The organism is Bradyrhizobium sp. 26S5, from assembly GCF_036923295.1.
Classification (GTDB): Bacteria; Pseudomonadota; Alphaproteobacteria; order Rhizobiales; family Xanthobacteraceae; genus Bradyrhizobium; species Bradyrhizobium septentrionale.
In genome coordinates, this window is record NZ_CP145948.1 from 767,840 (window position 1) to 789,510 (window position 21,671).

21 protein-coding genes and 2 pseudogenes are annotated in these 21,671 nt (G+C 61.4%); 8 read left to right on the plus strand and 15 right to left on the minus strand.

Annotation, left to right across the window (positions count from 1 at the left end; translation table 11 throughout):
• Nucleotides 1-78: 78 nt before the first annotated feature.
• The gene (locus V5279_RS03520; protein WP_338695141.1) at nt 79-1,521 is read left to right on the plus strand and encodes an MATE family efflux transporter; all 1,443 of its coding nucleotides are present in this window, start codon (nt 79-81) and stop codon (nt 1,519-1,521) included.
• A 139-nt stretch (nt 1,522-1,660) separates the two neighbouring features.
• On the opposite strand, the gene V5279_RS03525 is transcribed toward V5279_RS03520, so the two are convergent.
• The 4 genes and pseudogenes from V5279_RS03525 to V5279_RS03540 form a co-directional block, all read right to left on the minus strand.
• Nucleotides 1,661-2,077, minus strand: coding sequence for an SRPBCC family protein (locus tag V5279_RS03525; protein ID WP_338695142.1), 417 nt, complete (start codon nt 2,075-2,077; stop codon nt 1,661-1,663).
• Nucleotides 2,078-2,118: 41 nt separating this feature from the next.
• Nucleotides 2,119-2,494, minus strand: a pseudogene (locus V5279_RS03530) (VOC family protein).
• 57 nt (nt 2,495-2,551) lie between these two features.
• A complete protein-coding gene (locus tag V5279_RS03535; RefSeq protein WP_338695143.1) occupies nt 2,552-3,391 on the minus strand; it encodes an AraC family transcriptional regulator in 840 nt (279 codons plus the stop codon).
• Between the two features lie 9 nt (nt 3,392-3,400).
• Nucleotides 3,401-3,979, minus strand: a complete 579-nt coding sequence (locus V5279_RS03540; RefSeq protein WP_338695145.1) for a methylated-DNA--[protein]-cysteine S-methyltransferase — start codon at nt 3,977-3,979, stop codon at nt 3,401-3,403.
• A gap of 109 nt (nt 3,980-4,088) precedes the next feature.
• Between V5279_RS03540 and V5279_RS03545 the strand changes: the two genes are divergently transcribed.
• Entirely contained in the window at nt 4,089-5,684 is a 1,596-nt protein-coding gene (locus V5279_RS03545; RefSeq protein ID WP_338695147.1) for a 4-amino-4-deoxy-L-arabinose transferase, read from the plus strand.
• Between the two features lie 325 nt (nt 5,685-6,009).
• Nucleotides 6,010-7,071: an integrase arm-type DNA-binding domain-containing protein gene (locus tag V5279_RS03550; protein WP_338695149.1), complete on the plus strand. Its 1,062-nt coding sequence runs from the start codon at nt 6,010-6,012 to the stop codon at nt 7,069-7,071.
• A gap of 966 nt (nt 7,072-8,037) precedes the next feature.
• On the opposite strand, the gene istB is transcribed toward V5279_RS03550, so the two are convergent.
• Nucleotides 8,038-8,880, minus strand: coding sequence for an IS21-like element helper ATPase IstB (gene istB / locus V5279_RS03555; RefSeq protein ID WP_176535476.1), 843 nt, complete (start codon nt 8,878-8,880; stop codon nt 8,038-8,040).
• Entirely contained in the window at nt 8,877-10,409 is a 1,533-nt protein-coding gene (gene istA, locus V5279_RS03560; protein ID WP_422389058.1) for an IS21 family transposase, read from the minus strand. Before istA ends, istB begins: the two co-directional genes overlap by 4 nt.
• Before the next feature lie 185 nt (nt 10,410-10,594).
• On the opposite strand from istA, the pseudogene V5279_RS03565 reads away from it, so the two are divergent.
• A pseudogene (locus tag V5279_RS03565) lies at nt 10,595-10,912 on the plus strand (Crp/Fnr family transcriptional regulator); the annotation flags it as partial.
• Between the two features lie 15 nt (nt 10,913-10,927).
• Here the strand turns inward: V5279_RS03565 and V5279_RS03570 are convergent.
• The 7 genes from V5279_RS03570 to V5279_RS03600 form a co-directional block, all read right to left on the minus strand.
• Nucleotides 10,928-11,608 carry a DinB family protein gene (locus V5279_RS03570; RefSeq protein WP_338695153.1) on the minus strand — a complete coding sequence of 227 codons (681 nt, stop codon included), beginning with the start codon at nt 11,606-11,608 and terminating at the stop codon, nt 10,928-10,930.
• A 23-nt stretch (nt 11,609-11,631) separates the two neighbouring features.
• The gene (locus tag V5279_RS03575; protein ID WP_246709426.1) at nt 11,632-12,270 is read right to left on the minus strand and encodes a c-type cytochrome; all 639 of its coding nucleotides are present in this window, start codon (nt 12,268-12,270) and stop codon (nt 11,632-11,634) included.
• A 360-nt stretch (nt 12,271-12,630) separates the two neighbouring features.
• Nucleotides 12,631-12,909 carry a hypothetical protein gene (locus V5279_RS03580; protein ID WP_338695158.1) on the minus strand — a complete coding sequence of 93 codons (279 nt, stop codon included), beginning with the start codon at nt 12,907-12,909 and terminating at the stop codon, nt 12,631-12,633.
• Nucleotides 12,906-13,247: a DNA/RNA non-specific endonuclease gene (locus tag V5279_RS03585; protein ID WP_338701830.1), complete on the minus strand. Its 342-nt coding sequence runs from the start codon at nt 13,245-13,247 to the stop codon at nt 12,906-12,908. Before V5279_RS03585 ends, V5279_RS03580 begins: the two co-directional genes overlap by 4 nt.
• Nucleotides 13,175-13,627 carry a hypothetical protein gene (locus V5279_RS03590; RefSeq protein ID WP_338695160.1) on the minus strand — a complete coding sequence of 151 codons (453 nt, stop codon included), beginning with the start codon at nt 13,625-13,627 and terminating at the stop codon, nt 13,175-13,177. Before V5279_RS03590 ends, V5279_RS03585 begins: the two co-directional genes overlap by 73 nt.
• Nucleotides 13,628-13,758: 131 nt before the next feature.
• On the minus strand, nt 13,759-14,004 hold the full coding sequence (locus V5279_RS03595) for a transposase (protein ID WP_338695162.1): 246 nt from the start codon (nt 14,002-14,004) through the stop codon (nt 13,759-13,761).
• Between the two features lie 80 nt (nt 14,005-14,084).
• Nucleotides 14,085-14,480, minus strand: a complete 396-nt coding sequence (locus tag V5279_RS03600) for a hypothetical protein (RefSeq protein ID WP_165126745.1) — start codon at nt 14,478-14,480, stop codon at nt 14,085-14,087.
• Nucleotides 14,481-14,855: 375 nt separating this feature from the next.
• On the opposite strand from V5279_RS03600, the gene V5279_RS03605 reads away from it, so the two are divergent.
• The 4 genes from V5279_RS03605 to V5279_RS03620 all read left to right on the plus strand — a co-directional run bounded on the left by V5279_RS03605 (nt 14,856) and on the right by V5279_RS03620 (nt 18,971).
• On the plus strand, nt 14,856-14,996 hold the full coding sequence (locus tag V5279_RS03605; protein ID WP_338695165.1) for a hypothetical protein: 141 nt from the start codon (nt 14,856-14,858) through the stop codon (nt 14,994-14,996).
• A gap of 75 nt (nt 14,997-15,071) precedes the next feature.
• The gene (locus tag V5279_RS03610; RefSeq protein WP_165126739.1) at nt 15,072-15,620 is read left to right on the plus strand and encodes a lasso peptide biosynthesis B2 protein; all 549 of its coding nucleotides are present in this window, start codon (nt 15,072-15,074) and stop codon (nt 15,618-15,620) included.
• Nucleotides 15,620-17,278, plus strand: a complete 1,659-nt coding sequence (locus V5279_RS03615) for an asparagine synthase-related protein (protein ID WP_338695168.1) — start codon at nt 15,620-15,622, stop codon at nt 17,276-17,278. Before V5279_RS03610 ends, V5279_RS03615 begins: the two co-directional genes overlap by 1 nt.
• Entirely contained in the window at nt 17,265-18,971 is a 1,707-nt protein-coding gene (locus V5279_RS03620) for an ABC transporter ATP-binding protein (protein WP_338695170.1), read from the plus strand. The genes V5279_RS03615 and V5279_RS03620 overlap by 14 nt, the downstream gene beginning before the upstream one ends.
• Here the strand turns inward: V5279_RS03620 and V5279_RS03625 are convergent.
• Together V5279_RS03625 and V5279_RS03630 are read right to left on the minus strand one after the other, a co-directional pair.
• Nucleotides 18,871-19,566 carry a GntR family transcriptional regulator gene (locus V5279_RS03625; protein WP_338695172.1) on the minus strand — a complete coding sequence of 232 codons (696 nt, stop codon included), beginning with the start codon at nt 19,564-19,566 and terminating at the stop codon, nt 18,871-18,873. The two genes, V5279_RS03620 and V5279_RS03625, sit on opposite strands and share 101 nt — an antisense overlap.
• 1,195 nt (nt 19,567-20,761) lie before the next feature.
• Nucleotides 20,762-21,649 carry an IS481 family transposase gene (locus tag V5279_RS03630; RefSeq protein ID WP_338695174.1) on the minus strand — a complete coding sequence of 296 codons (888 nt, stop codon included), beginning with the start codon at nt 21,647-21,649 and terminating at the stop codon, nt 20,762-20,764.
• Nucleotides 21,650-21,671: the final 22 nt, after the last annotated feature.

Below are 21,671 nucleotides of genomic sequence, written 5' to 3' on the forward strand. Positions count from 1 at the left end.
CCGCGCACGTGGATTCCGCCGTTGCCATGGTAGGGAAACACCATGGCGCGGCTCCCCAGATCGCGCGCGGGAGTGGAAATGTCCGACCTCGGCCTCGCCGAAATACCTGTCGACGAACATGAGCGGCCGCTGCCGCCGCCGGTGACCAGACCGGCGCGCAATGCGCTGCTCGACGGGCCGATCCTCCGCACGTTGTTGTGGCTCGCCTGGCCGAACGTGATCGCGCTCTCCGCCGGCACCTGCGTCGTGATCGCGGAAACCTCCTATATCGGCCGGCTCGGCGTCGAGTCGCTCGCGGCGATGGCGCTGCTGTTTCCCTGCGTGATCCTGACCATGACGATGTCCGGCGGCGCGATGGGCGGCGGCGTCGCATCCGCGATCGCACGCGCACTCGGCGCCGGCGAGATCGAGCGCGCCTCGACACTGGCCATGCATGCGCTGCTGATCGGCCTGACTTTTGGTCTCACGTTCATGCTTGGCATGCTGATCTTCGGTCCGCGCCTGCTCGAACTGCTCGGCGGCCGCGGCAATGTGCTGGCGCAGGCGATCGGCTATTCGCAGATTTTCTTCGGCGGCGCGATCCTGCCCTGGCTGATGAACACGATGGCCGGCATCCTGCGCGGCACCGGCAACATGAAGCTGCCGTCGACCATGATCCTGTCGTCGGCGGTGTGGCAGATCATTCTCGGCGGCACGCTCGGGCTCGGCCTCGGTCCGGTGCCGCAATTCGGCATGCGCGGCGTCGCCGCGGGTTCGCTGATCGCCTATTCGATCAGCATCAGTGTGATGGGCTGGTATCTGTTCTCGGGCCGCGCGCGCGTGAGGCCGAAGCTCAAGGGGCTGCGCGTGCAATGGGCGATGTTCATCGACATCCTCAGGGTCGGCGCGGTCTCCTGCTTCTCGCCGCTGCAATCGGTTTTGACGATCTCGATCTTCACCCACATGCTGGCGCAATTCGGCACCGCGGTGCTCGCCGGCTACGGCATCGGCGCGCGGCTCGAATTCATGCTGACCTCGGTCGCATTCGCGGTCGGTATCGCCTCGGTGCCGATGATCGGCATGGCCGTCGGCGCCGAGCGCGTCGCGCGTGCGCGGCGCATCGCCTGGACCGCGGGCACGCTGTCGTTCCTCTCGGTCGGCGCGGTCGGCAGCTTCATCGCCGTCTTCCCCGATCTCTGGGTCAATCTGTTCACCAGCGATCCGCATGTGCGGGCGACCAGCCACCAATATCTCTCGACCGCGGCGCCGATGTACGCCTTCATCGGCCTCGCGATGTCGATGTATTTCTCCTCGCAGGGCGCCGCGAAGGTGCTCGGTCCGGTGCTGGCGCAGACCGCGCGGCTGATCTTCATCGGCACTGGCGGCTGGTGGCTGTCGACGCATGAGGCGAGTGCGCAAAACTTCTTCACACTCGCCGCCGCCTCGATGGGCGTGCTCGGCGTGCTCTCGTGCCTCAGCGTGATCCTGACGCGCTGGGGCAACGCAGCGCCGGTCGCCGAGCCGCACCCGGCGCTGTCGTAAGCGTGTTAGACCCGTGAGCGAAGCGAGCCTCGAAGGATCGACGGCCCCGATGTTTCGGCGTGCGCTCGCGGAGACAGCTGGGCCGTCGACCCTTCGAGACGCCGCTTCGCGGCTCCTCAGGGTGACGGTGATAGATGGGTCACGCTGCGTTCTTTTCCCTGGCCGATCGCGCCAGCGCCGCCTGCATCGCCGCAGCACCGAGGTCCATCTGCGCGTCCATATAGGGCGCGACCTCGTGCGGCAGTACGTCCGCGATCCACACCATCCGGCAGCGCCCGTCGCCCTCGGCAAACACCTGCGCCGAGGCGGAGTGCTGCTTCAGCCGTTCGCTGCTGATCGCATAGACCAGCCGCTGTCGTTTGTCGTCGCAATCGACCAGCGTCTCGCGCGCCACGGTGCCGTTGGCGAAGGTGACGGTGCGGACGTCGCCGTCGAGTTGAGTGTCGGTCACGAAGCCTCGCGCGAGCCGCGTGTGCAGCGCGCCGAAATCGCGCAGCGCGTCCCAGACCTGATCTGCCGGCGCGTCGATCGGGATGTCCTTGTAGATGGAAGCCATGGGAGTTGAGTCCTTTCGCTAATCAGGATGACGATGAAGGCTTACGTGGACACCGCCTCGACATTGTTGCCGTCGGGGTCGAGCAGGAATGCCGCGTAATAGGTCGGGCTGTAATCCTTGCGATGGCCGGCCGCGCCATTGTCCTTGCCTCCGGCCTTCAGGCCTTCAGGCCTTCAGGCCTTCGGTGTGGAATGTCTTGATCGCGTCATGGCTCGGCGCACGGAATGCGATGTGCGCGCCGCCTTGGGCCGTGCCCTTGTGCAGATGCAGCCAGAGCGCGGGTTCGCCTTTTGGCCCGAAGCCCGCGCCGCCGTCGTCGCGCGAGCAGAGCACAAAGCCGAGCGGCGCCAGTACGGCGGTGTAGAAGCGAACGCTGGCGTCGAGGTCGGCAACGCGCAATCCGATATGGTCGTACATGATAGAGTCTCCAGTCGTTGAGCGCGTCATGAGACGCGCGGACCGGATGAACCCTAGCTATTGCAGTGCAAGGCGTTCTTGGAAAATCTTGCGGTCGCCGCGGGAGGCCTGGCGGAATTTCAGCGGTGAGGCACCGGCGGCGCGGTGGAAGCTGCGCACGAAATTGGAGAGATCGCCGAACCCGACATCATAGGCGATGTCGGTGATCGGGCTGTCGTCGTCCGCCAGCCGTCGCGCCGCATGGCGCAGCCGCGAGCGCACCAGATATTGATGCGGGGTGACGCCGAGCACGGCGGAAAACAGCCGCAGGAAATGGAACGTGCTGAGCCCGGCCTGCTCGGCGGCATCGTCGAGATCGATCTGATGGTGCGAATTGGCGTCGATCCACAGTGCGGCCTCGACGGCGCGGCGGCGATCGCGCAAGCCGGCGGTGAGGGGCTTTGCCTTGCGGTCGGACACCAGCTCGACAAGCCGGCTGGCGAGGAGGTGACCGATCTCGTCAAGACCGACGTCGCTGTTGCCAGCTGCCGCCGTCTGGGCGAGCTCACCGATCACCATCAATTCGGGCAGCGGCGGCACCGAGCCGACCTGCCAGACCGTGGCGCGGTCGCCGATCGTCTCGACCAGCTCCGGGTCCAGGAAGAAGGACAGGCATTGGTCGCCGACCACATGGTCGTGCGTGCAGGTGTATTCGTCGCCGGGATGGCCGACCAGGATCGAGCCCGCCACCAGCTCGTGGAAGCGGCCGCGGCAATGGCAGCCGAAGCTGCCGCTGCGCACATAGGACACCGAATGGGACGCGAACTGCTCGACGAACGGCTTGTCGCCGGGCTCCGCCGTGCAGCGAAACTCGTTCACCGTGATGCGATCGCGCTGCAACAGCGTGGTCCGGGTCATACCCCAGATTTAGGGTTGCGGCCGGGGCCGTGCAACGGGCAGCAGCACGTCGAACAGGGTCTTGCTGGTGGTCGGCTGGGCGCCTTCGATCGAGAGCAGCCGCCGCTTGGAGACGCTGCCGCCGTTCGGCGAGATCCGGTCGGGATACTGGCCTGCCTCGAGCACGCGGTGGCAGGGCACGATGATCATGAAGGGATTGCGGCCGAGCGCCTGCGCCACCGAATAGACCGCGCCGGACGCGCGCAGGGCGCCCGCCACCTCGTCGTAGGTCCGGGTCTCGCCGCGGGGAATGCTGCGGACCGTCTCGTAGACGCGCTGGTTGAAGGCCGGGATGCCGGCCATGTCGAGCGTAATGGCTGCGAGATCGCCATCGCCGCCGCGCAAGGTCGCTGCAATGCCCTCGATCGCAACCTCGACCTCTTCGGGCGGCCGCATCTCGCGTGCATCGGGGTAGTGCTGGAGCAGCCGCTTGCGGGTCTCGATTTCGCGGAGCTCGGGAAGCTGGACGCCGGCCACGCCTAGCTCGCCCCATGCGATGCCGCATCGGCCGATTGCCGTGTCGAAAATGCTGTACCCACGCCCCGCCATGACGCCACCAACCCCCGAGCGCGATCTTAAGCATCGCCGCCGTCCGGCGCATCTGGAATCTTGACGTTTAGTTAAGCATGTCGCGGCCGGTTCTGTGTGACCCCGCCAATTGCCAGTCACGCATCTTAAAGGCTTTGCCCGCTATCTGGTCGCCAGCATGCTGCTCCACGATACGATCGGCGGAACGATGACGAGCACGAGCGCCGAGACCGCGCCCGGCAGCAAAGGCGTGGTCGGGAGAGCGACCGGGCGCTTTCACCCGCTGGTCGCATTGCTGTTGCTGGCGCTGGTCGTGCGCCTTGCGGCCGCCGTCTGGCCCAACGTGATGTATCCCGACGAGATCTTTCAGTATCTCGAGCCGGCGTGGCGGATGCTCGGCCATGACGGCATTTTGACGTGGGAATGGCGTGAAGGCATTCGCGGCTGGTTGCTGCCGACATTGCTGGCCGGCCCGGTCGCGCTGGGTGACACGATTGCGCCTGATGGCCCGGGCGCCTTTCTGGTGCCGCGTCTGGTCGCTGCATCTGCGTCGCTATCGATCGTGGTGAGCGCCTGGTTCTTTGGCGCACGGATCTCGCGAACCCATGCCGTCGTCGCGGGTTTCGCTGCCGCGATCTGGTTCGAATTGATCCTTCTTGCGCCACACACTTTGGGCGAGCCGTTGGCGACGGCGCTGATCGTACCAGCGGCGCTGCTGGTGACCGATCGTCCGTCGCAGCTTCGTCTCGCGATCGGCGGCGCGTTGCTCGCCTTCGCCTTTGTCTTCCGCTTCCAGTATGGGCCGGCCATCGCCGTGCTCGCGCTCGGCGCCTGCTGGACACACTGGCGCAACCTGATTCCGCTGGTCGCCGGCGGGCTTGCCGCGCTGTTGCTCGCCGGCGCGATCGATCTTGCGCATGGCGCCGTGCCGTTCGCCTGGCTGATCGGCAATATCAAGGAAAACCTGTTGCACGATCGCGCGACCGAGTTCGGCGTGACGCCGCCTTCGGCCTATCTCATCAACTTCCTGATCGTGTGGTCGGTGGCGATCGTGTTGCCGCTCGCCGCAATCTGGCGCGGCGCGCGGCACGCGCCGCTGCTGCTGGCCGTCGCGGTCGCAAACCTCGTCTTCCATAGCCTGATCGCACACAAGGAATACCGCTTCGTGTTCCTGTCGGTGGTGCTGTTCATCATTGTCGCGGCGCTGGGGTCGGGCGATGGGGTGCGATGGCTGCGCACAAAAGGCGGATGGCGTCGCGGGGCGTTGCCGATCGTCATGGGCGGTTGGGCCCTGCTCTCGGTGGCGCTCGCCGGCGCCAGCGAAGGGATGCGCGACTATTGGACGCGCGGCGTCGGCGCCGCGCAGCTCGCCGCCGAACTCCGCAGCGATCCGCAGATGTGCGGGCTCGCGCTTTACAACGTTCGTTTCCAGCTGTTGCCGGGGCGGGAACGATTGGTCGGCCCGGTGCCGCTCTATGCGCTTGCGCCCGCCGATCCACTCGCCGAGCTGATCCTGCCGCCGCTGTTGCAGGCGACCAAGCCGGCCTTCAACCGCATCCTTGCGCGGCCCGCGGCCGCCGGCGATCTGCCGGCGGATTTTTCACGACGGAGCTGTGCCCAAGTCGGCATTGCCGATGCCTGCATCTACGCACGCAGCGGCACCTGCAATGCTGCTGCCGCCGCGCCCTTTGTCATCGATGACGTGCTCGTGAGGATGGGCCACTAGCGGCGGTGGGCTTGAATGCACGCTTGATCCTCCGCCTCCGCCCGGGCTATGGTCCGGCAGGTCGCATCCGACAGGGGCGGCCTCAAGAAATTGAGATCGCGGGCGTAGTTCAATGGTAGAACGGCAGCTTCCCAATCTTTTTTGAAGCCTCTCCACCGTTACACATGGTGCCCGCAAACCCCTTATTTTACAGTAGTTTACGCGACTCGACCGTCGTATAGTACGGCATGGTTATCCGCCTCAATCCGCGTGAAAGGCGTGCCAAATCGTGCCAATTCTTGGACTCACAGATCTCTCGGTTCAATCACTGAAGCCCGGTCTGTATATGGACCGGAAGACGCCAGCTTTCGGCTTGCGCGTAGGCAAGCGTCGAAAGACCTGGATCGTCCTCAAGGAGCCAAATCGCACCAAAATTCGACTTGGTCACTATCCTGATCTGAAGCTCGCGGAAGCGCGCCGCCGCGCCTTCGTCGCTCTCGGCACGCCGGTCGGGCAGAAAGAAATCAGCATTGAGTTCGAGCAAGCGAAGCTCGTCTTCGTTGAGGAAAATTACAAAGGCAAAGCCGAGCGCACGAAATCTGAGACGCTCCGTCTCCTTAACCGCTTGGATTTTAGATGCACGCTCATTGAACTCGATGATGCGATGATTGAGCGCGAACTCGGGAAGCTCGCCGACGTGCCCAGTGAACAGCTTCACGCATTCCGCGCACTCCGGACGATGCTCCGTTGGTGCACGAAACCTCCGCACCGCTACATCAAGCGCAGTCCGCTTGAAGGCTATCCCGCTCCAGGCAAGGACATAAAACGCAGCCGTATCCTGAACGACGACGAACTCGGGAAAATCTGGCAGGCATGCGAGGGCTTTTTCGGTGACATGATCCGCCTCATCATCCTGTGGGGATGCCGGAACGGCGAAATAGGAAGGCTGCAACGCGGCTGGCGAGAGGAGCGTCTGCTTACCATTCCGGGCGAGTTCACGAAGAACGGGCGCGCCCACGCAATTCCGATCCTTCCCATGGCACGTGCGATCCTCAATCGGCAAGAAAAGATGGGTGACAATTGGCGAGACAAGACCACTGATTATTACTTCCCTGGTCACATCAAGGGCTCTCACTTCAATGATGGCTCATGGGGCAAGCTGAAGAAGGAGCTCGACAAGCGATCGGGCGTGACCGGCTGGCAAGTGCGCGATCTGCGCCGAACGTTTAGATCGATGCTCGCGCGCCTTGGAGTCTCGCGAGAGATCGCAGAGATCATGCTCAACCACGTGACGGGCGCGGGGAAAACGGACCTCGATGAAATATATGACAGGTATGACTATCTGCCTGAGAAGCGGGCCGCGCTGCAGAAGGTCGAAGTTCACCTTAAAAAGGCGGTGATTAGCTAGCGTCGACTTCTTGAGCGAAGTTGGCGTCGACTGTCCAGAGATAAGATAAGTGAACTGACTTGGTCAGGGATGAGGAAAAGAAAGCGCGGCGGCTCGCCAAGCCGTCCTGCTCCGGGTCAAAATGCGAAGAACTCACTGAGCAAATCAAGGCCGCTATGCCCCGGCAAGCAGACATGCCAAGCGGGGCTACCGGCACGTCTCAAACGGGCCAACTCCGGACCTTCCTAGGAGCGCGGTCGCGGCCTTCGGGCAGTACGCCAATCGGGCCTTCGGGCGAAGCGGCCTGTTTCTCAGGTGCGTCAAGTGGCGTAGAATGTAATTGCCGTTAAGCGGGATGTGCCGAAATCACCGTTCGGGGACGAACGAGCTGTACGAGTGCTGTCGGCAGGTACGCATCCTAGGAGACCGCTCCCTTTTCCGGTTTCGCAGCAGACTAACCGACGAAATGCGAGCGCCGCCTCTGCGGCGGCTCGTTGCTGTAACTTCAGGAGAAAGCGATGAGCAAGATCGATCGAAGGTCAGCATTGGGTATCGGGTTGGCAGTGGCTTGGGCAGCCATAATAGCGGTGCAATCGTCTTCATGGTCGATATGCCCGATGGACAAACGGTCGCGACCACGTTGATGGGCCGGGAAGGCGCCTTGGCTTCGCTCTCCGTGCTTGGCCCCTCGCGTTCGTCCGTTACCGCGATTGCTCGCGTGGCCGGCACCGCATCGCTGATTTCTGCCGCAAAATTTCGGGGCGCTTATGCGCGAAGCGCGGCCATCAGGCATGTCGTGCAGGTCCACGTCCGCTCGTTGCTGTTGCAGCTCCAGCACGTGGCCGCCTGCAACGCGTTACATCGGGTTATAGCGCGACAATCAGGATGAGAGCGGCGCGTCAATCAAGATGAGACGAGGCGGCCGAGTCAGGAGATAATTGACGCTGGCCGCCTACTTGGCAAGCGTTGATTGACGCTGCGCGACAATCAAGCGGCGCTGCCAGCGTCAATCACAGTCTTGTCGAGTTCGTTGGGGGTCGTGTGAACAGGTGGCCGGCCTGGACCGCGCTTGCGATCGAGGGCAACTTTTCGACGGTAACTTTCGACGTTCATCTCGAGGATCGTGGCGTGGTGGACCAAACGATCGATGGCAGCCAACGTCATTGCCTGGTCCGGGAAGATACGCCCCCATTCGCCAAATGGCTGATTGGCCGTGATCAGCAGCGAGCGTCGTTCGTAGCGGGCGGCGATCAACTCGAACAGCACACTGGTTTCCGCCTGATCCTTGCTCACATATGTGATGTCGTCGAGGATCAGGAGGTCATAGCGATCGAGTTTGGCGATCGCGGACTCCAGCGCCAGCTCGCGCCGCGCGACCTGCAGCCGTTGCACCAGATCAGTGGTGCGCGCGAAGAGAACGCGCCAACCGTTCTCGACGAGAGCCAGGCCGATCGCCGTGCCGAGATGGGTCTTGCCGCCGCCCGGTGGACCGAACAAGAGCAAATTGGCGCCGGCCTTCAACCAGGCGTCGCCAGCGGCGAGCGCCATCGCCTGTGCCTTTGATAGCATCGGCACGCTTTCGAAGTCGAAGGTGGCGAGCGTCTTGCCGGCGGGCAAACGCGCTTCCACCATGTGTCGCTCGATCCGACGGCGGGTGCGATCGGCCGCCTCGTGCTCGGCAAGGGCGGCGAGGAAGCGGGCGGCAGGCCACCCTTCCTTGTCCGACTGTGCGGCGAGCTTCGGCCAGATCGCCTTGACGCCCGGCAGGCGGAGCTCATTGAGAAGCAGCTCGACACGGGCAGCATCGACGGAGGTAGCGATACCGGTCATGCTGCCTCTCCCAGGTTCGAGCGGCCCGACATGACGCTGACGGAGGCGAGTTCATCGTAGACGTCGAGCGGCGCCAGCTTGACGGCGACACGCGGGATCGAGGCCGCCTCGGGTCGGAAGCGGTCGCGCAGCGCGGCAAGATCGGGTAACTGTCCGGCGTCCAGATCCATCGCGATCACCTCGGCGAGTTCTGCTTCGCAGGCGCGCTCGTGAGCCAGCGCCAGAAGCTCGACCGTCACCTTGCAGGCGCGCCGGTCATCACCATGCTCCCGCAAGGTCTCGAACAGACGTTTGTAAGCTGCACGCGGGAAGAGTTGGTCGCGATAAACGAGATTGAGGAGCGCCATCGGCTTGCGCCGCAGGGCATGGATGACGTGCCGGTAATCCACAACATGACCGCCCTGGCTCTCGGACACAGGCCGACCGCGCCGCAGCGTCACGACCGGCGTGACGCCAAGGAAGCATTCGAGCCGGTCGTCGAAGATGCGCACACGCAGGCGATGGCCGATCAATCTTGAAGGCACGGTGTAGAATACGCGCCGCAGGATGAAGCCGCCTGACGACGTCACCGGGATCACTTTCTCCTCGAAGTCGGTCGTGCGGCCTTTTGGCAGCGGCGCCAAGGCCTCCTTCTCGAGCGCGATCGGCTTGGCGAGGTTGGCGTTGCGCCGGCCGACAATCTCGTCGACAAAAGCCCGGTACGCATCGAGACTGGCGAACTCGCGCGTCCCCCGCAGCAACAGCGCATCTTCCAGTGCCCGCTTGAGATGGCCGTGCGCGCTCTCGATCGAGCCGTTCTCATGTGCGATGCCCGCATTGTTGCGCGTTGGCGCCATGCCATAGTGGCCCATCAGCCCGGCGTAGCGCTGCGTCAGATCCCCCCGTGCGTCGGCGGCCAGATTGCGGAATGCTGCCGACAGGCTGTCGCTGCGATGCTCCCGCGGCACGCCGCCAAGCGCCCACAGCGCGTTCTGCAAGCCCTCCGCCAGGGCGACGAAGCTTTCGCCGCCGAGCACGACATGGACATGCTCGAAGCCGGAGAACGCCAACCGGAAGTGATAGAGCCGGTGATCGAGCGGCTCACCCGCGATGGTAATACCGAGCGCGCTCACGTCGGTGAAGTCGGACAGACCCAGGCGGCCGGGCTCGTGCTGCTGGCGGAAGATCACGTCCTGTTCGGGGCCGTTGAGCGCCCGCCAGGCGTTGATGCGCCGCTCCAGCGTGCGGCGGATGTTCGGGTTCAAGTCATGATGCCGTCGGCGCAGCTCGTCCAGCACGCCGATCACGCGGATGCCGGGCGCAGCCTTCAGGATCGGAACGATCTCGGCGTCCCAATACTGCCCGAGCGGATCGGACCGGCGCCGGCCCCTCGGCGTCTTCTTCTGCGATGGCGGGCGACAATCGCCCTCGATTCGATACGCGCTTGCCTTCGAGAACCCCGCCTTGGCCGCGGCGGCCTCGGGGGACAGTGTCAGTCGGTACGTCATGTACAGCCTCATCTGGTGGTCGGTGATGTGGAGGCCAGGCAAGGCATCGATTCCCTCTTGTCGAGACGAACCAACAGCTTGCACCAGCCGCACCCGGCCGCCAGACGGGTCCAAAAACGCGCGACGCCGATGGGGACGGTCCTCCGGTCGGGCTGCGCCCTCCCTTCGGTCCGTCCCCATCGGCGCAGTCTCACCTTGATTGTCGCTGGAGTCTCACCCTGATCGCCGCCGCGCATCGGGTGGATGGCCGCGCTGCGCGGTGGCTACTGCAGCTCCATGACCGCCTTCCCGACGACATGCTTCCGGTGACGCAGGAGGCGCTTGCCCAATTGCTCGGGGTACGGCGGACGACGGTGACGCTGACGATGAGCAATCTTCGCGCGGCGGGCGCCATCCCGTCTGACCGGCGCGGCTTCGTCGAGATCGACCGGGCGCGGCTCGAAAGCGTGGCATGCGACTGCTATGCACTGATGCAGCGCACGATCGATCGCATGTACTGCCAGGAATTGTCCGAGCCCCAACCTGTCCTTGTGCCGTTCCGGTAAAGTTCTGTCATCGCCTCAGACGGAACCGGCGAAGTCGGTGCTGAATTCAAAAACGCTTTGCCGGAGGGAAAATAGTGCTCGTGGCGGCACATTGTCCCACGCCGGCGGCAGGGATGGCGCTGAGCATAACTGAAAGTTCGCGACGCAACGGCAGACAATTCGCTCTACCCTTCGGATCAGTGTTTTGAGGTCGGGGCAAGTGCCGCCCCGCTGAAACACCAGCAAGTCGAGCGAAGGTGGTTCGCCACCCGTCAGGATCGATAAGCACGCATGTGCTTGTCCGCGATGATGCGTCTGGTGATGGAACAGGTGCCACAGAATATCCGCAAGGACCTGAGACTGCGGCATCCCGGAGGTTGTCTTGTAGCCGTGGAGATTGGCAAGCGTCGTTTCGTCGTACTGATCGACAACCGCCATCAACCGATTGTCTTCATCGATCCGCGCCTGGGTTAATTCGACACGGTCTTCATACAAAATAGCGTCAAGACGATCCGGTTGGTCGCCTTCTCCGGTCAGCCGTCTCAGCCAAAGGCGGTCGGTCAGCAGCAAGTAGTTTAATGTGCCGTGCAGACTGCCGAAGGAGACGCCGATGTCAAGACGATATGCCCGATCCGATAGATCAAGTGCAGCAGCATACAGGCGCGCATTGGCCCACCGATTGTAGGCGGCAAGTTGCCGAAACTGGGAGATGGTCATGATTTTGTCTCACAGCCGTATCCTTAGGGATCCAGCGAGCCGATGTAAGCTGCAAGGGCGATCATCTCGTCCTGAGAGACCTTCTCGACAGTCTGTTTCATTTGGGAGCTTGCGCCGCCTGCCCGGCCGCCGTGCTGGAATTCATAGAGTTGGCGCACGATGTAGGTTGGTGAGCGCCCTGCGATCGGTGGAGCAGAGTCGAAGCCCTTCAATTCCGGCCCATGACAGAGATTGCAGGCTATGGTCGTTCCCGATCCACCAGTCGTCGCGAGTGCCTTTCCCTTCGTCACACTCCCAACCGGCACATAAGCCGTGAACGTAGCTCGTGAGTCGCGAAGTTCGAACTGGTCGACATCGTCCGGCATCTCGACGATGCGCTGGCCGAGCGATTCGGTGCCGCCATCCAAACTCTTCACGTAAAATAAGCGCGACGGGGCCGTTTTCGGGATCGTCTCGCTCTCGACGACCTTGATAACCCGCTTGGGTTTAAGCGCAGCGAAATATTCCGCTGCGGCGTGAATTTCGGCGTCAGTTAAGTCTTTGACTGACGCCAACATCAATTGGGTGGAAGGCCTCTGGGGGCCGGACATATTTCTGGAGCCGCTCTTAAAGTCGGTGATTTGCTGGACAATATGCGACGGGTAAGCCGGCGAGGCTTGCATTCTCCGGACGACCGGTCCCCTCGACGCGATGACATGATCCGCAAGCGCGAACGTTGGGCTTGCGTCCGTACGCGACAATGTCCGGCATCGGAGGATGGGCGTCCGGATGCCAGTCGGGCACGACGAAAAGATCGCGCGCCTGTTTCCAGCTGAATGCGGCGCTGCTGCCCGGGAGTGGATTGGGCTTGTCGTCGGGTGGGGGCACTTTGACAGTCGGATCCCACAAGAAGGCCCAAGCAGGAAGCCCATTAGGCGGAGAGGCAGCAGATGGCCCGACACTTTGTATGAAGCCATCACTGCTTGCGCAGATCGCGATCGACGACAACATCAGCGCATAAAGCAAATTTGTTTGAAGCGATTTCAAATTAACGCCTCCTGCGAAAACCCGAGCCTACGTGAATAGGAAAAATAACAAAAGCAGAGAAATCCAATTTGCTCGGCTCTCCGCCTGGGCACATTGCCCGCTTTTATGCCGGATTCAGAAGTCATCTCGGTGACGGCCATTCGCCCATGAGAGACGTCGACGAAGGCCGGCGGCTTCGGCGGAATTCCTCTCTTGCGCGGTTCGGACAGCAGTTGACGCTGATCGACGACGAGCCCGACCGATTTCACGCCGTTCTTGCCCTTCCAGGCGATCACCTCAAAAACGACGACGGAATCTGGATGTCGTTCGCCCAAAGATCAACCTTGTCATCGAAGATCGGCCCCTGAAAGACGCAGATACGGTTGGCGGTCTCTTCGGCGATGGCTCCGTTTTCGAGGACGTATTGCTCGGCGCCCTGCCAGAATTTGGTGCTCTCGTTGAAGCGGAAGTGCTGCGGGGTGCAATTGGTGAAATCATAGGTGTCCGCATTCGCGCGTTCGGCTTCCTCCTTCCTTCCCCAGTCCGGGTCCATCCGGCGAGTTAGATGGCTCCTGTCGAAGAGATTGGACCAACCAGAATAGAAGGTCTGGTCGATGAAGAAGCTCGCGCCGATGCGGGGGTTGCCGTACCACGTTTCTCCTTCGGCGCCATCGGTGACCTCCCCGTGGAGCGATCCACATTCAGAAAACTCTTGCCGTCGATGTTGGTGGCCGTGAAGGGAGCCATCTTCTTGGCTTTGTTCATCTTGATGCCGAAGTGCTCATACTTCAGTTCACCGGCCTCGGCGTTCTGTTCGCCGGCCCGCAAGGGAGCGAGCTGCTTCGCCAGTTTGCCGACCGGCGTGGGCAGCGGGAACGTCACGCCGCTCACGAACCGCGGGTCGTAGCCGTCGCGATTGGAATAGTCCTCGTCGACTGATATCTTTTTCCGCTGCGCGCGTGAGCGTACCGGTGCTGGCGCGATCGATGCTGCAATCGCGTAGCTTCCGCCCACCCGGTCCCACCCGGTATCTGCGTAACGCCTACGCCGATATTCCGGCGGCCGTCGAGGTCTTGCGCCAATACTGGATGCCGATCCGCTACGCTCGCGCTCGCTGATCCCGCAGGCGTGGGAGCTCATGTCGGTTACCCTGGACGTGAAGGAAGCCATCGATTTTCGTTGATTGGCGTCGCCACGCCGTGAGCAGCCCGCGGGAAACGCCATTGTGCCGACGCCACCTCGGAGATGTTCGCCCCCTCCGCAAAGCTCTCCGCTACGATCCGGGCCTTCTCCTCGCCCGTCCACCGTCGCCGTCGGCGCTCCCCAGTGATCACCTCGACGCGACGATAGGAGTCACCTTCCTGCCTGACATCAAGCATGGCATTTGCCATCGCTGCACCTCCACCGTCAGCTCATGCCAGGCTGTATCGCAGGCGAGCCTCGCTATGGCGAGGTGGGGGCCTCATGCCGCTTACTTTTTATCGATGATGCGATCCACCTGCGCTTTGAGAAGAGCGCGTCGAGTATGACCTGCCCGACGATCAGAAGGCGTGTCCTTGCTGCCGTGGAAGAAGGGCGGCGGTCCGCCCGAACAGGCCTTGCGGAAGTCGACTGGATGGCTGGCCAAGAACTCCTTCACGCCGGAGGGGATCATGCCGAACGGACCGCCCGGATCACCCGCTGCAACTGCGCCCCGTCGACGTCCAAGCCGGCGCGCACGATCACCTCGCCAATGGCAATTTCGATCACCGCGCTTGACACAGACGCCGCCACACCCTCGCAACTCGAGTGCCGCGCGCGGTGCCGCTGCCAGCCTTTGCAGACAGCCGAACTCCAGCACCGCGTCGGAAAAGCGGCTGCGCTTCATGCTCGGATCGTTGTCGTGAGCCCGAGCGATTTTCAACCAGGATTGAGCCTGAGGCCTGCGGTTAACGCCCGTTGGAGTTTTTAAGACGCGGCTTTGATGAAAACAGGCGATGAAACCTTCTCCTCGAACTAATCCTGGAAGGATCAGGGATACGCCTTATCACAGGTGATTGAATCGCCCGTTCATCGTACCTTCGGCCGGCTGGCCACAAACGCGCCGCCTAATCGCCTCGTCGCCCAAATTCCCGCAACTTTCTACCACGTCAAACGATTCTTCGAATCGATCGACATCATATTCAGAATATAGAAGTCCTATTTTATTTCACGATGCTAGGCTGCGCATGCTGGCGATAGGCCAGTCACCTAGGAGAATGCGATGAATAAGGAGAAGTCGATGAATACAACGACTATCAATGACACAGCGCAGGACGTCGGGGATGCCACCGAGCTCACGAAAGGCTTCGGGGGCGATTGGACCTATGAACCTACGTCGGACGATTATTACCCAAACGATTGACGTGGACCGCTTGATGGGATGGGCTTCGGCCCATCCCATCAATTTGACGGCGCGGTGGGCAGAAGGATCGCTGCTGTGAGCAACGTATTTCATGCGTGGTCTAACGGCCGTTGGATCAGCCTCGACCTGCAATCCAATCGTTACAGCATGGCTAGCACATCTGTAGCTTGTCCGGAGGAGCGTGAACGGCTGACTGAGACGACAGCAAGGTTGCGCGATTGTCTGAACTCACTGCCAGCCTTCGTCCCGCCCCTCCATCTGGTGTGGCGCTATGCGCGTGCGGCTCATGCTGCCCGCCTCATTCGCAGCCAGAGCATCGCTTGTCAACTCGACTTTCTGCGTGCATCACGTCACGGTACGGCACCTGTGGGAGGCGAAACGATCCATTGCTACGCCAGCGTATTCCAGCATCTGCGCAATCTTCGGTTACGCCGCCCGCGCTGTCTTGAGGATTCCGTAGGTGGATATCTTTTTTTCTATCCCTACATCGCATCGCTCGAGCTCCTCGTGGGTGTGAAGCAGCCACCGTTCAGTGCCCACGCTTGGCTGCAATCGGGCGACCTCATTTTGAACGACACGAGGCGGGCTGTGGAGGACTACAGCGTCATCTTGAGATTCGCGTAATGAGACTGAACGCCGATGGGCTCCTGGATTCAGTCAAGGAGCTTGCCAGCATCGTTGTAAACGGCCGCGTTGAAATCACGGTGCTCAACGATATTGTTGACGCCAAGACCGGCGAGCCGACTGAATTGGAACCAACACACTTCAAAGGCACGTCTCTGCCGGAGATTGTAGCTGTGCTGCAGGAGCGGTACGCTGGCGATGCGGCTTTCATTGTTCGCGCGCCGAGTGGCACTGCGATCGTACGCCCCCCTTTCTCGGAGATCTCCATCTTCTACCAAGTCAGAAATGATGTAATTGAGTGTTGGGCAGGACTGAAGCTGCCAGATGCCGTCTTGGCGCAACGCCACGCCTTCAACTTTGACTATTTGATTGGACTAATGTGCAACACGTCCTGGATGACCCCGGAAACAGGGTTGTGTGGGGTTTTCGAGCTGCTGAGTGGCGCGGCCCTCATCATCTCAAGGGGGAGCTTTCAGCAAGTCGACTTTCTGGCGAGCGCCGTAGCCAGGCTCAAGGGAACCGCGGTCTCTTTCGAGGATGATGTGGCCAGCTTTCGCCGATTGATCTCGGCGAGCGTCGCTCACAAAACGCGCCGATATGGCGGTGGTTTTAGCATTGAATGTTCCGGGGGGCTTGATTCATCGGTCGTGGCATTGGCAGCGGCCGACCTCCATCGAGATAGGTCCCTCTCCCTCCTGAACAGCTACTCAGAGACGGACGTCAAGGGTGACGAACGTTTCTTTTTTGCCGCGCTGGCCGAGCGGGCGCGCGGCGTGCCAACCTATGTCGAAACGAATGCTCGCTCGTCGATGACCGACCTGTCATCAGAATTGCTGGCTCCAACGCCGCGACCTTGTAAGCTAGCGGCCACGATCGCCACGACAGCTCAACTTCACGAGGCTGCGCAGGCTGCAGGATCGCGTCTGGTGTTGACAGGGGATGGAGGCGATCAACTATTTCTCAGAATGCGCCGCTTGACGATGGCCAGAGAGCTGCTTGCCGAAGCCCGATCGCCACGAGAGACATTGCGCGAGCTCGCCGGCCTTGCGATCCAGGCCCGAGCGTCTGTCTGGCGTGTTCTTGGCGACGTGATCACCGGCCAGAGCAGCCGGGACTTACGCCGGCACATGTTCGGTGATCTTCGATTTCCGCAGTCGCCTGTCGCATCAGCACGGCCGGATGTCCGAGCAGAGCTCGTACCGGGCTCTAGGGCCCTACGCCACCTGCCGACGACGCGACTGTTTCAGTTCTTCGGCATGCGTAATGCAGAGCTCAATCGCATCGCACTACGAGACATTGCGGTAGAAGAGCGAAAGGCCTTTGTGTTCTGGCCGCTCATCAAGGCGGGACTTCTCGCGGCTCGCCGAAATCACTGCTCAAATGGAATTGATCGCGCACTTGAGCGCGAGGCCTTCCGGGAAGACTTGCCCGACGTGATCTACTATCGACTTGGCAAAGGTGCCGGGCGCGATCTGCTAACTCGGTACAAATATGGTGCCTTGGCGGCACGTGTCGAGCGTAGTGCATTGTATCGGCACGGCTTGATCTCCCGTGATCTGCTCCGTACTGCTATCGATAATTTGTCTTACGATTCAGCGTCTGCGCTCGTTCGGGTATGCGCTGTTGCCGATTGGATGGATCGTTATGAACTCGGGTAAGCCGCCCTTGCCCCCGCTCCAATGGGACGTCATCAAGACGAGCATGCAATCTTCCCGCCTTCTTGTCGCGGGTTTCGTGCTCACGACCACTGTAGCGTCCGGCTGCGCGGTCGCCGGGCCGCTCTTGTTCTCACGGGCTGTCGCCCGGCTGGTCAGCGCGCCGCCGCTTTACACGCTCAGTTTGTTGTGGCTGTTTGCCGTTACGGCCGCGCTTGCTCGGTGCTTGCAAGACGTCAAGGTGGTTCTATCGAACAGGCTGGAACAGCACGTTCGCAATCTCTCCAGCAAGAAGATCATGACCGCTCTGGCGACTGCCGAGCTATCGCTGTTTGCTCAAAACAATCCGAGCAAGCTTTCGGCAATTGTGGAGAGTTGGCACCAGTCCAACAAGATCTACATTCAGCTCTATTCGATGGTGCTAATGGGCGGGGTCGCCGATGTTGCGTTCTCGTTCCTTGCCGTCGGAGGAGCAGCGAATTGGGTGGTGGCGTTGTTCATCTTAGCCTACGGCGCCGTGCTCGTACTGACAACATGGAAGAGCAATAGGGTTACAAAGGTGTATCAAGCTCAAGCGCAGGCTTCGACTAATGAGAGCTCGAACCTTTTAGGAAGTGCGATCGAGAACATCGTTCCGATTCGCGTGTTCCGCGCTCAACCTTGGATAGCTGAGCTGTATGATCGCCAGACAGCCGCCACGCGCCGAGCTTGGCTTACTTTCTATAGCGTCCGGTTGCGCTATGGCGCTTTGCAATCCACCTTCTTGTTCGTTCAGTATGCCTCGATCTTGGGGCTTTTGCTGTGGCTCTATGACCGGTCAGGCGAGATAAGTGGGCTCGTCATGGTGAGCATGATCCTCGTTCAACTGAACCGGCCTTTCGAGCTTATCGGCATGTCAATGCGGGACATCACCGTTGCGCGTGGCATGGCTGGGCCGCTGCAGGAGCTGCTTGATGCACATGCGCCAGCGGTGCGACCCGCTATGCTCAGGCGTGCCATGCCGATATTGGGCTCACTCAACGTTTCTATCAGCGCGCTTTCGTTTGGTTATGAACGAGGCGCTTCGCCGCTCCTCTCTGAGATAACGGGCGAGTTCAAGCCCGGCGTCATCAACTTCATCATCGGACGGTCGGGTGCTGGCAAATCCACGCTTATGCAACTCCTGCTAAAAATGCATCAAGGCTACAGCGGCCTGGTGCGCATTGGCCCCCTGGACTTGGCCACGCTCGATCCGGAAGATTACCTGGCGTACGTAGGTTACGTGCCCCAAGAGCCCTTGATGATGAATCTGAGTATCCGCGAAAACGTTCTGCTGGGCCGCCCGTTTTCCGATGCGGATGTGCTTCACGCACTCGATTGCGTCCATCTGGCTGATAAGGTGACTTCCTTGCAGAACGGTTTGGACTACCGCGTCGGCGAGCGGGGCCAATTGCTAAGCGGCGGCGAGAGGCAGCGCCTTGCGATCGCCCGTGCACTCATCGCGAGGCCCCGGTTGTTGCTTCTCGACGAGCCCAGTGCCGGGCTGGACGAGCAGACCGAGGGCTGGATCTTCGACGCACTTCGACAACTCGCATCGGGCACGACGATCATAGCAGTTACGCACCGTCGGGGCGTGATAAGTCCACATGACTACGTGTTAGATTTGTCGTGCTCGGCATCCGCGAAAGCCTCGCGTGCGCTTGAACAATTTCCGTGATCCGGCGTCTGAAGTAGGCCCGGACGGCACGGACTGCGGCCTTGTGCTGTCCTTCGATGATCAAGGTGCTAATACCTTGGCTTTCGACAAGCAAATCGCCGTAGTACGAACGCGTTCCCATTGCGCGTGAAAGATAGACATAAACCACGTCTGCGACGTGATCCGCAATGTGGCGATGCTGTTTGACCAGCAAAGCGCGCCGATAGCACTCGCCTACTTTCAAGAAGAGTGTCGCGGGATCCTCATTGCTCGCGTAAATGGGCTTAATTTCATCGCAGAAGCTTGCCGCCACCTTATCGATCAGCTTCGCCTTGGTGAAGCTGCTGATGCTATCGACATACATTTGTGACAGCATCTTGCAGAATAGGATGGCTTGGTCTGGGTCGATCCGCCTAGCGCTGAACCCCTTGTGGTTGACATTTTGCACCACATCGCGCTCAGTCAGCCGTATCAAAGCCTCTCGTACAGGCGAAATACCGACGCGAAGCTCATCCGCAATGTCGGTCGGCTTCAAGGCCATGCCGGGTAGCCAATAGCCGAGTAATAGACGTTCGCGCAAAGCCTGGAATACTGGATGCTGTGTCTCAAAGGTCATGATTACTCGTCCGTTCAGTCGTCCTAGCTGCGGCGGCCAAGCGCGCCTGACCTCTTCGCGTGGCTCTGCTGCACGCGTTCCAAGGGCATCGCGATGGCGCCCTACCCCAGCGGCCATTGCGCCACGGACCGGACCGCGGAGAGGCTCCGGTCGGCGTTTTGCAAGGTCCCGCCGGACTGAAGATAATCTTCGACTCCATTCTCTGGAGGGGCCAGCGAGGTGAAGGTCGCATTCCTCGCGACCTCGAGCCAGCTCGCGTCGATGTTCCCGCAAATCGCTCGGCCACGAAACAGGCCGTCGTCCAGACTTTGAAAGGGCGAGCAAGTCGGGGTGCCGACAGCGCGCCGTCCAAAGGACTACAAGGTCTCTGCAGGCGTTCCGTCAGGGCCGCTAAGCTCTGCCGCCGAGTAGGACCTCGGCATTTCCAAAGCGGAAACAGGCAGTCGGAACGGGTAGAGGCGGCAATCCAGCGGCATCTCTGCGATTGGGCCTCTCGCCCAAGAAGCAGCGTCGCTGCCATCGTCAATGTCGGCACCGACACCTTTGTTTCGCTCGTCACGGTGTTGGCCGATTGTTGCGTCCGCACTCGCGGTCCTCCCTTGTCATGACCAACGCGCCGGGCGCGATGGAGAGGTTGAGTTCCACCGTTCCAACTACCGGGTCAGGTTCGCATAACAACGTCAGAGCGCCTCGTGTATCGGCATGAATTGCGCGATTAGCTTTGTCTTTCCCTTGGAACGGGGAAGCAAATCCGTCCTGTCTGCGCCAATAATCAGAGCATAGCGGGCTGTGCTCGATCATGAACGATGTGCGCGAAGACAGTAACGAGCGATCGAGCGGCGGGTACGTTGATCCTGCCCTCAAAATTGCGACGATCGCCGTCGCCCAGTCGAAGCCCCCTTTACCCCAGACGACGGCGCGCTGAGCGCCACGCTCTCGTAACTTCATTGCGAGGGCAACCGCTGTTAATCTTGGCTCCCCACAGGTGAGCTCGTCTGTGCCGCACCTCAGCGCACCCCTCTTCGGATCGGATCTTGCAAGGCGATCCGTCGCCGCAATCGCTTCGATCGGTCGGCGTTGTACAGACTGATTTTCACCGGATCGACTTTCCCTAGGCATACGCCCCCGCCATCGCCTAGTTGTGGAGCCTCAAGAGGTTGTCCTTGGTCAGCCCAAGTCTGCTGATCGGCGTTCGTCAGTCTATACCACCATGAGGCCGGTGCCAGTTGTATTGATGCAGCCAGATCGGCAGCTCTTGTGCGCGGCGATCTGATGTCGGATAGGCCTTAGCGTAAGCCCATTCCCGAAGTGCGGTCTGGATGAAGCGCTCGGCCTTGCTGTTTGTTCTGGGCGTGTAGGGCTTCGTGCGGATGTGCTTGATACCGAGGTCCCGGCAGGCGTCGCGGAAGGCAAACGACTGATAGCAACTGCCGTTATCGGTCATGACACGAGGGACGATGACGCCGAGGCTCTTGTAGTACGCCATGAGCAACGGAATAGCGCCGTTCGCCGTCTCGTCAGGTTTGATCTCGGAGAAGGCGACGCGGGAATGATCGTCAATGCAGACGTGGACAAAATCCCAACCAGCGCCGCGGCTCTTGTTCGGAGCACTCGGATCGCCGGTGATGCGGTGTCCTACCCGCTTGAAACGCCCCGGCTTTTTGATTTCGATGTGAATGATCTTGCCTGGGTGCTCGCGCTCATAGCGACGCTCCGGCTCGGCCGGCTCCAGATCGCGTATCCGGTTCAATCCCAGGCGGCGCAGGACGCGGCTGACGGTGGCCGGCGACACCGCGATCTCGGCTGCGATCTGCTTGCCGGTGTGGCGCTGGCGGCGCAAGGCCTCGATCGCCGTGCATGTGGCGAGCGGGGTTTGGCTTGGCGATGAAAGGGGTCTGGAGGAGTGATCTCGCAATCCCTCCACACCTTCTGCGCGGAACCGTTTGACCCATTTGGCGACCGTCTTCGGCGATATGTTGAACAGGTCAGCCGCGGCGGCCAGGGTCAACCCGCCCTCGACTACGCTCCGCACCATCGCCTCTCGACCTTTGGGCGTCAAAGGCGCATTCTTGTGGACGTTCATCTGGTCTCTCCCTCAACCCTGG

Coding starts and splice junctions, on each gene's coding strand:
- V5279_RS03520 (WP_338695141.1), top strand. CDS start 79: ATGTCCGACCTCGGCCTCGCCGAAATACCTGTCGACGAACATGAGCGG.
- V5279_RS03525 (WP_338695142.1), bottom strand. CDS start 2,077: ATGGCTTCCATCTACAAGGACATCCCGATCGACGCGCCGGCAGATCAG.
- V5279_RS03535 (WP_338695143.1), bottom strand. CDS start 3,391: ATGACCCGGACCACGCTGTTGCAGCGCGATCGCATCACGGTGAACGAG.
- V5279_RS03540 (WP_338695145.1), bottom strand. CDS start 3,979: ATGGCGGGGCGTGGGTACAGCATTTTCGACACGGCAATCGGCCGATGC.
- V5279_RS03550 (WP_338695149.1), top strand. CDS start 6,010: ATGGACCGGAAGACGCCAGCTTTCGGCTTGCGCGTAGGCAAGCGTCGA.
- istB (WP_176535476.1), bottom strand. CDS start 8,880: ATGACCGGTATCGCTACCTCCGTCGATGCTGCCCGTGTCGAGCTGCTT.
- V5279_RS03570 (WP_338695153.1), bottom strand. CDS start 11,608: ATGACCATCTCCCAGTTTCGGCAACTTGCCGCCTACAATCGGTGGGCC.
- V5279_RS03575 (WP_246709426.1), bottom strand. CDS start 12,270: ATGCAAGCCTCGCCGGCTTACCCGTCGCATATTGTCCAGCAAATCACC.
- V5279_RS03595 (WP_338695162.1), bottom strand. CDS start 14,004: ATGGCAAATGCCATGCTTGATGTCAGGCAGGAAGGTGACTCCTATCGT.
- V5279_RS03600 (WP_165126745.1), bottom strand. CDS start 14,480: ATGAAGCGCAGCCGCTTTTCCGACGCGGTGCTGGAGTTCGGCTGTCTG.
- V5279_RS03605 (WP_338695165.1), top strand. CDS start 14,856: ATGAATAAGGAGAAGTCGATGAATACAACGACTATCAATGACACAGCG.
- V5279_RS03615 (WP_338695168.1), top strand. CDS start 15,620: ATGAGACTGAACGCCGATGGGCTCCTGGATTCAGTCAAGGAGCTTGCC.
- V5279_RS03620 (WP_338695170.1), top strand. CDS start 17,265: ATGAACTCGGGTAAGCCGCCCTTGCCCCCGCTCCAATGGGACGTCATC.
- V5279_RS03625 (WP_338695172.1), bottom strand. CDS start 19,566: ATGACCTTTGAGACACAGCATCCAGTATTCCAGGCTTTGCGCGAACGT.
- V5279_RS03630 (WP_338695174.1), bottom strand. CDS start 21,649: ATGAACGTCCACAAGAATGCGCCTTTGACGCCCAAAGGTCGAGAGGCG.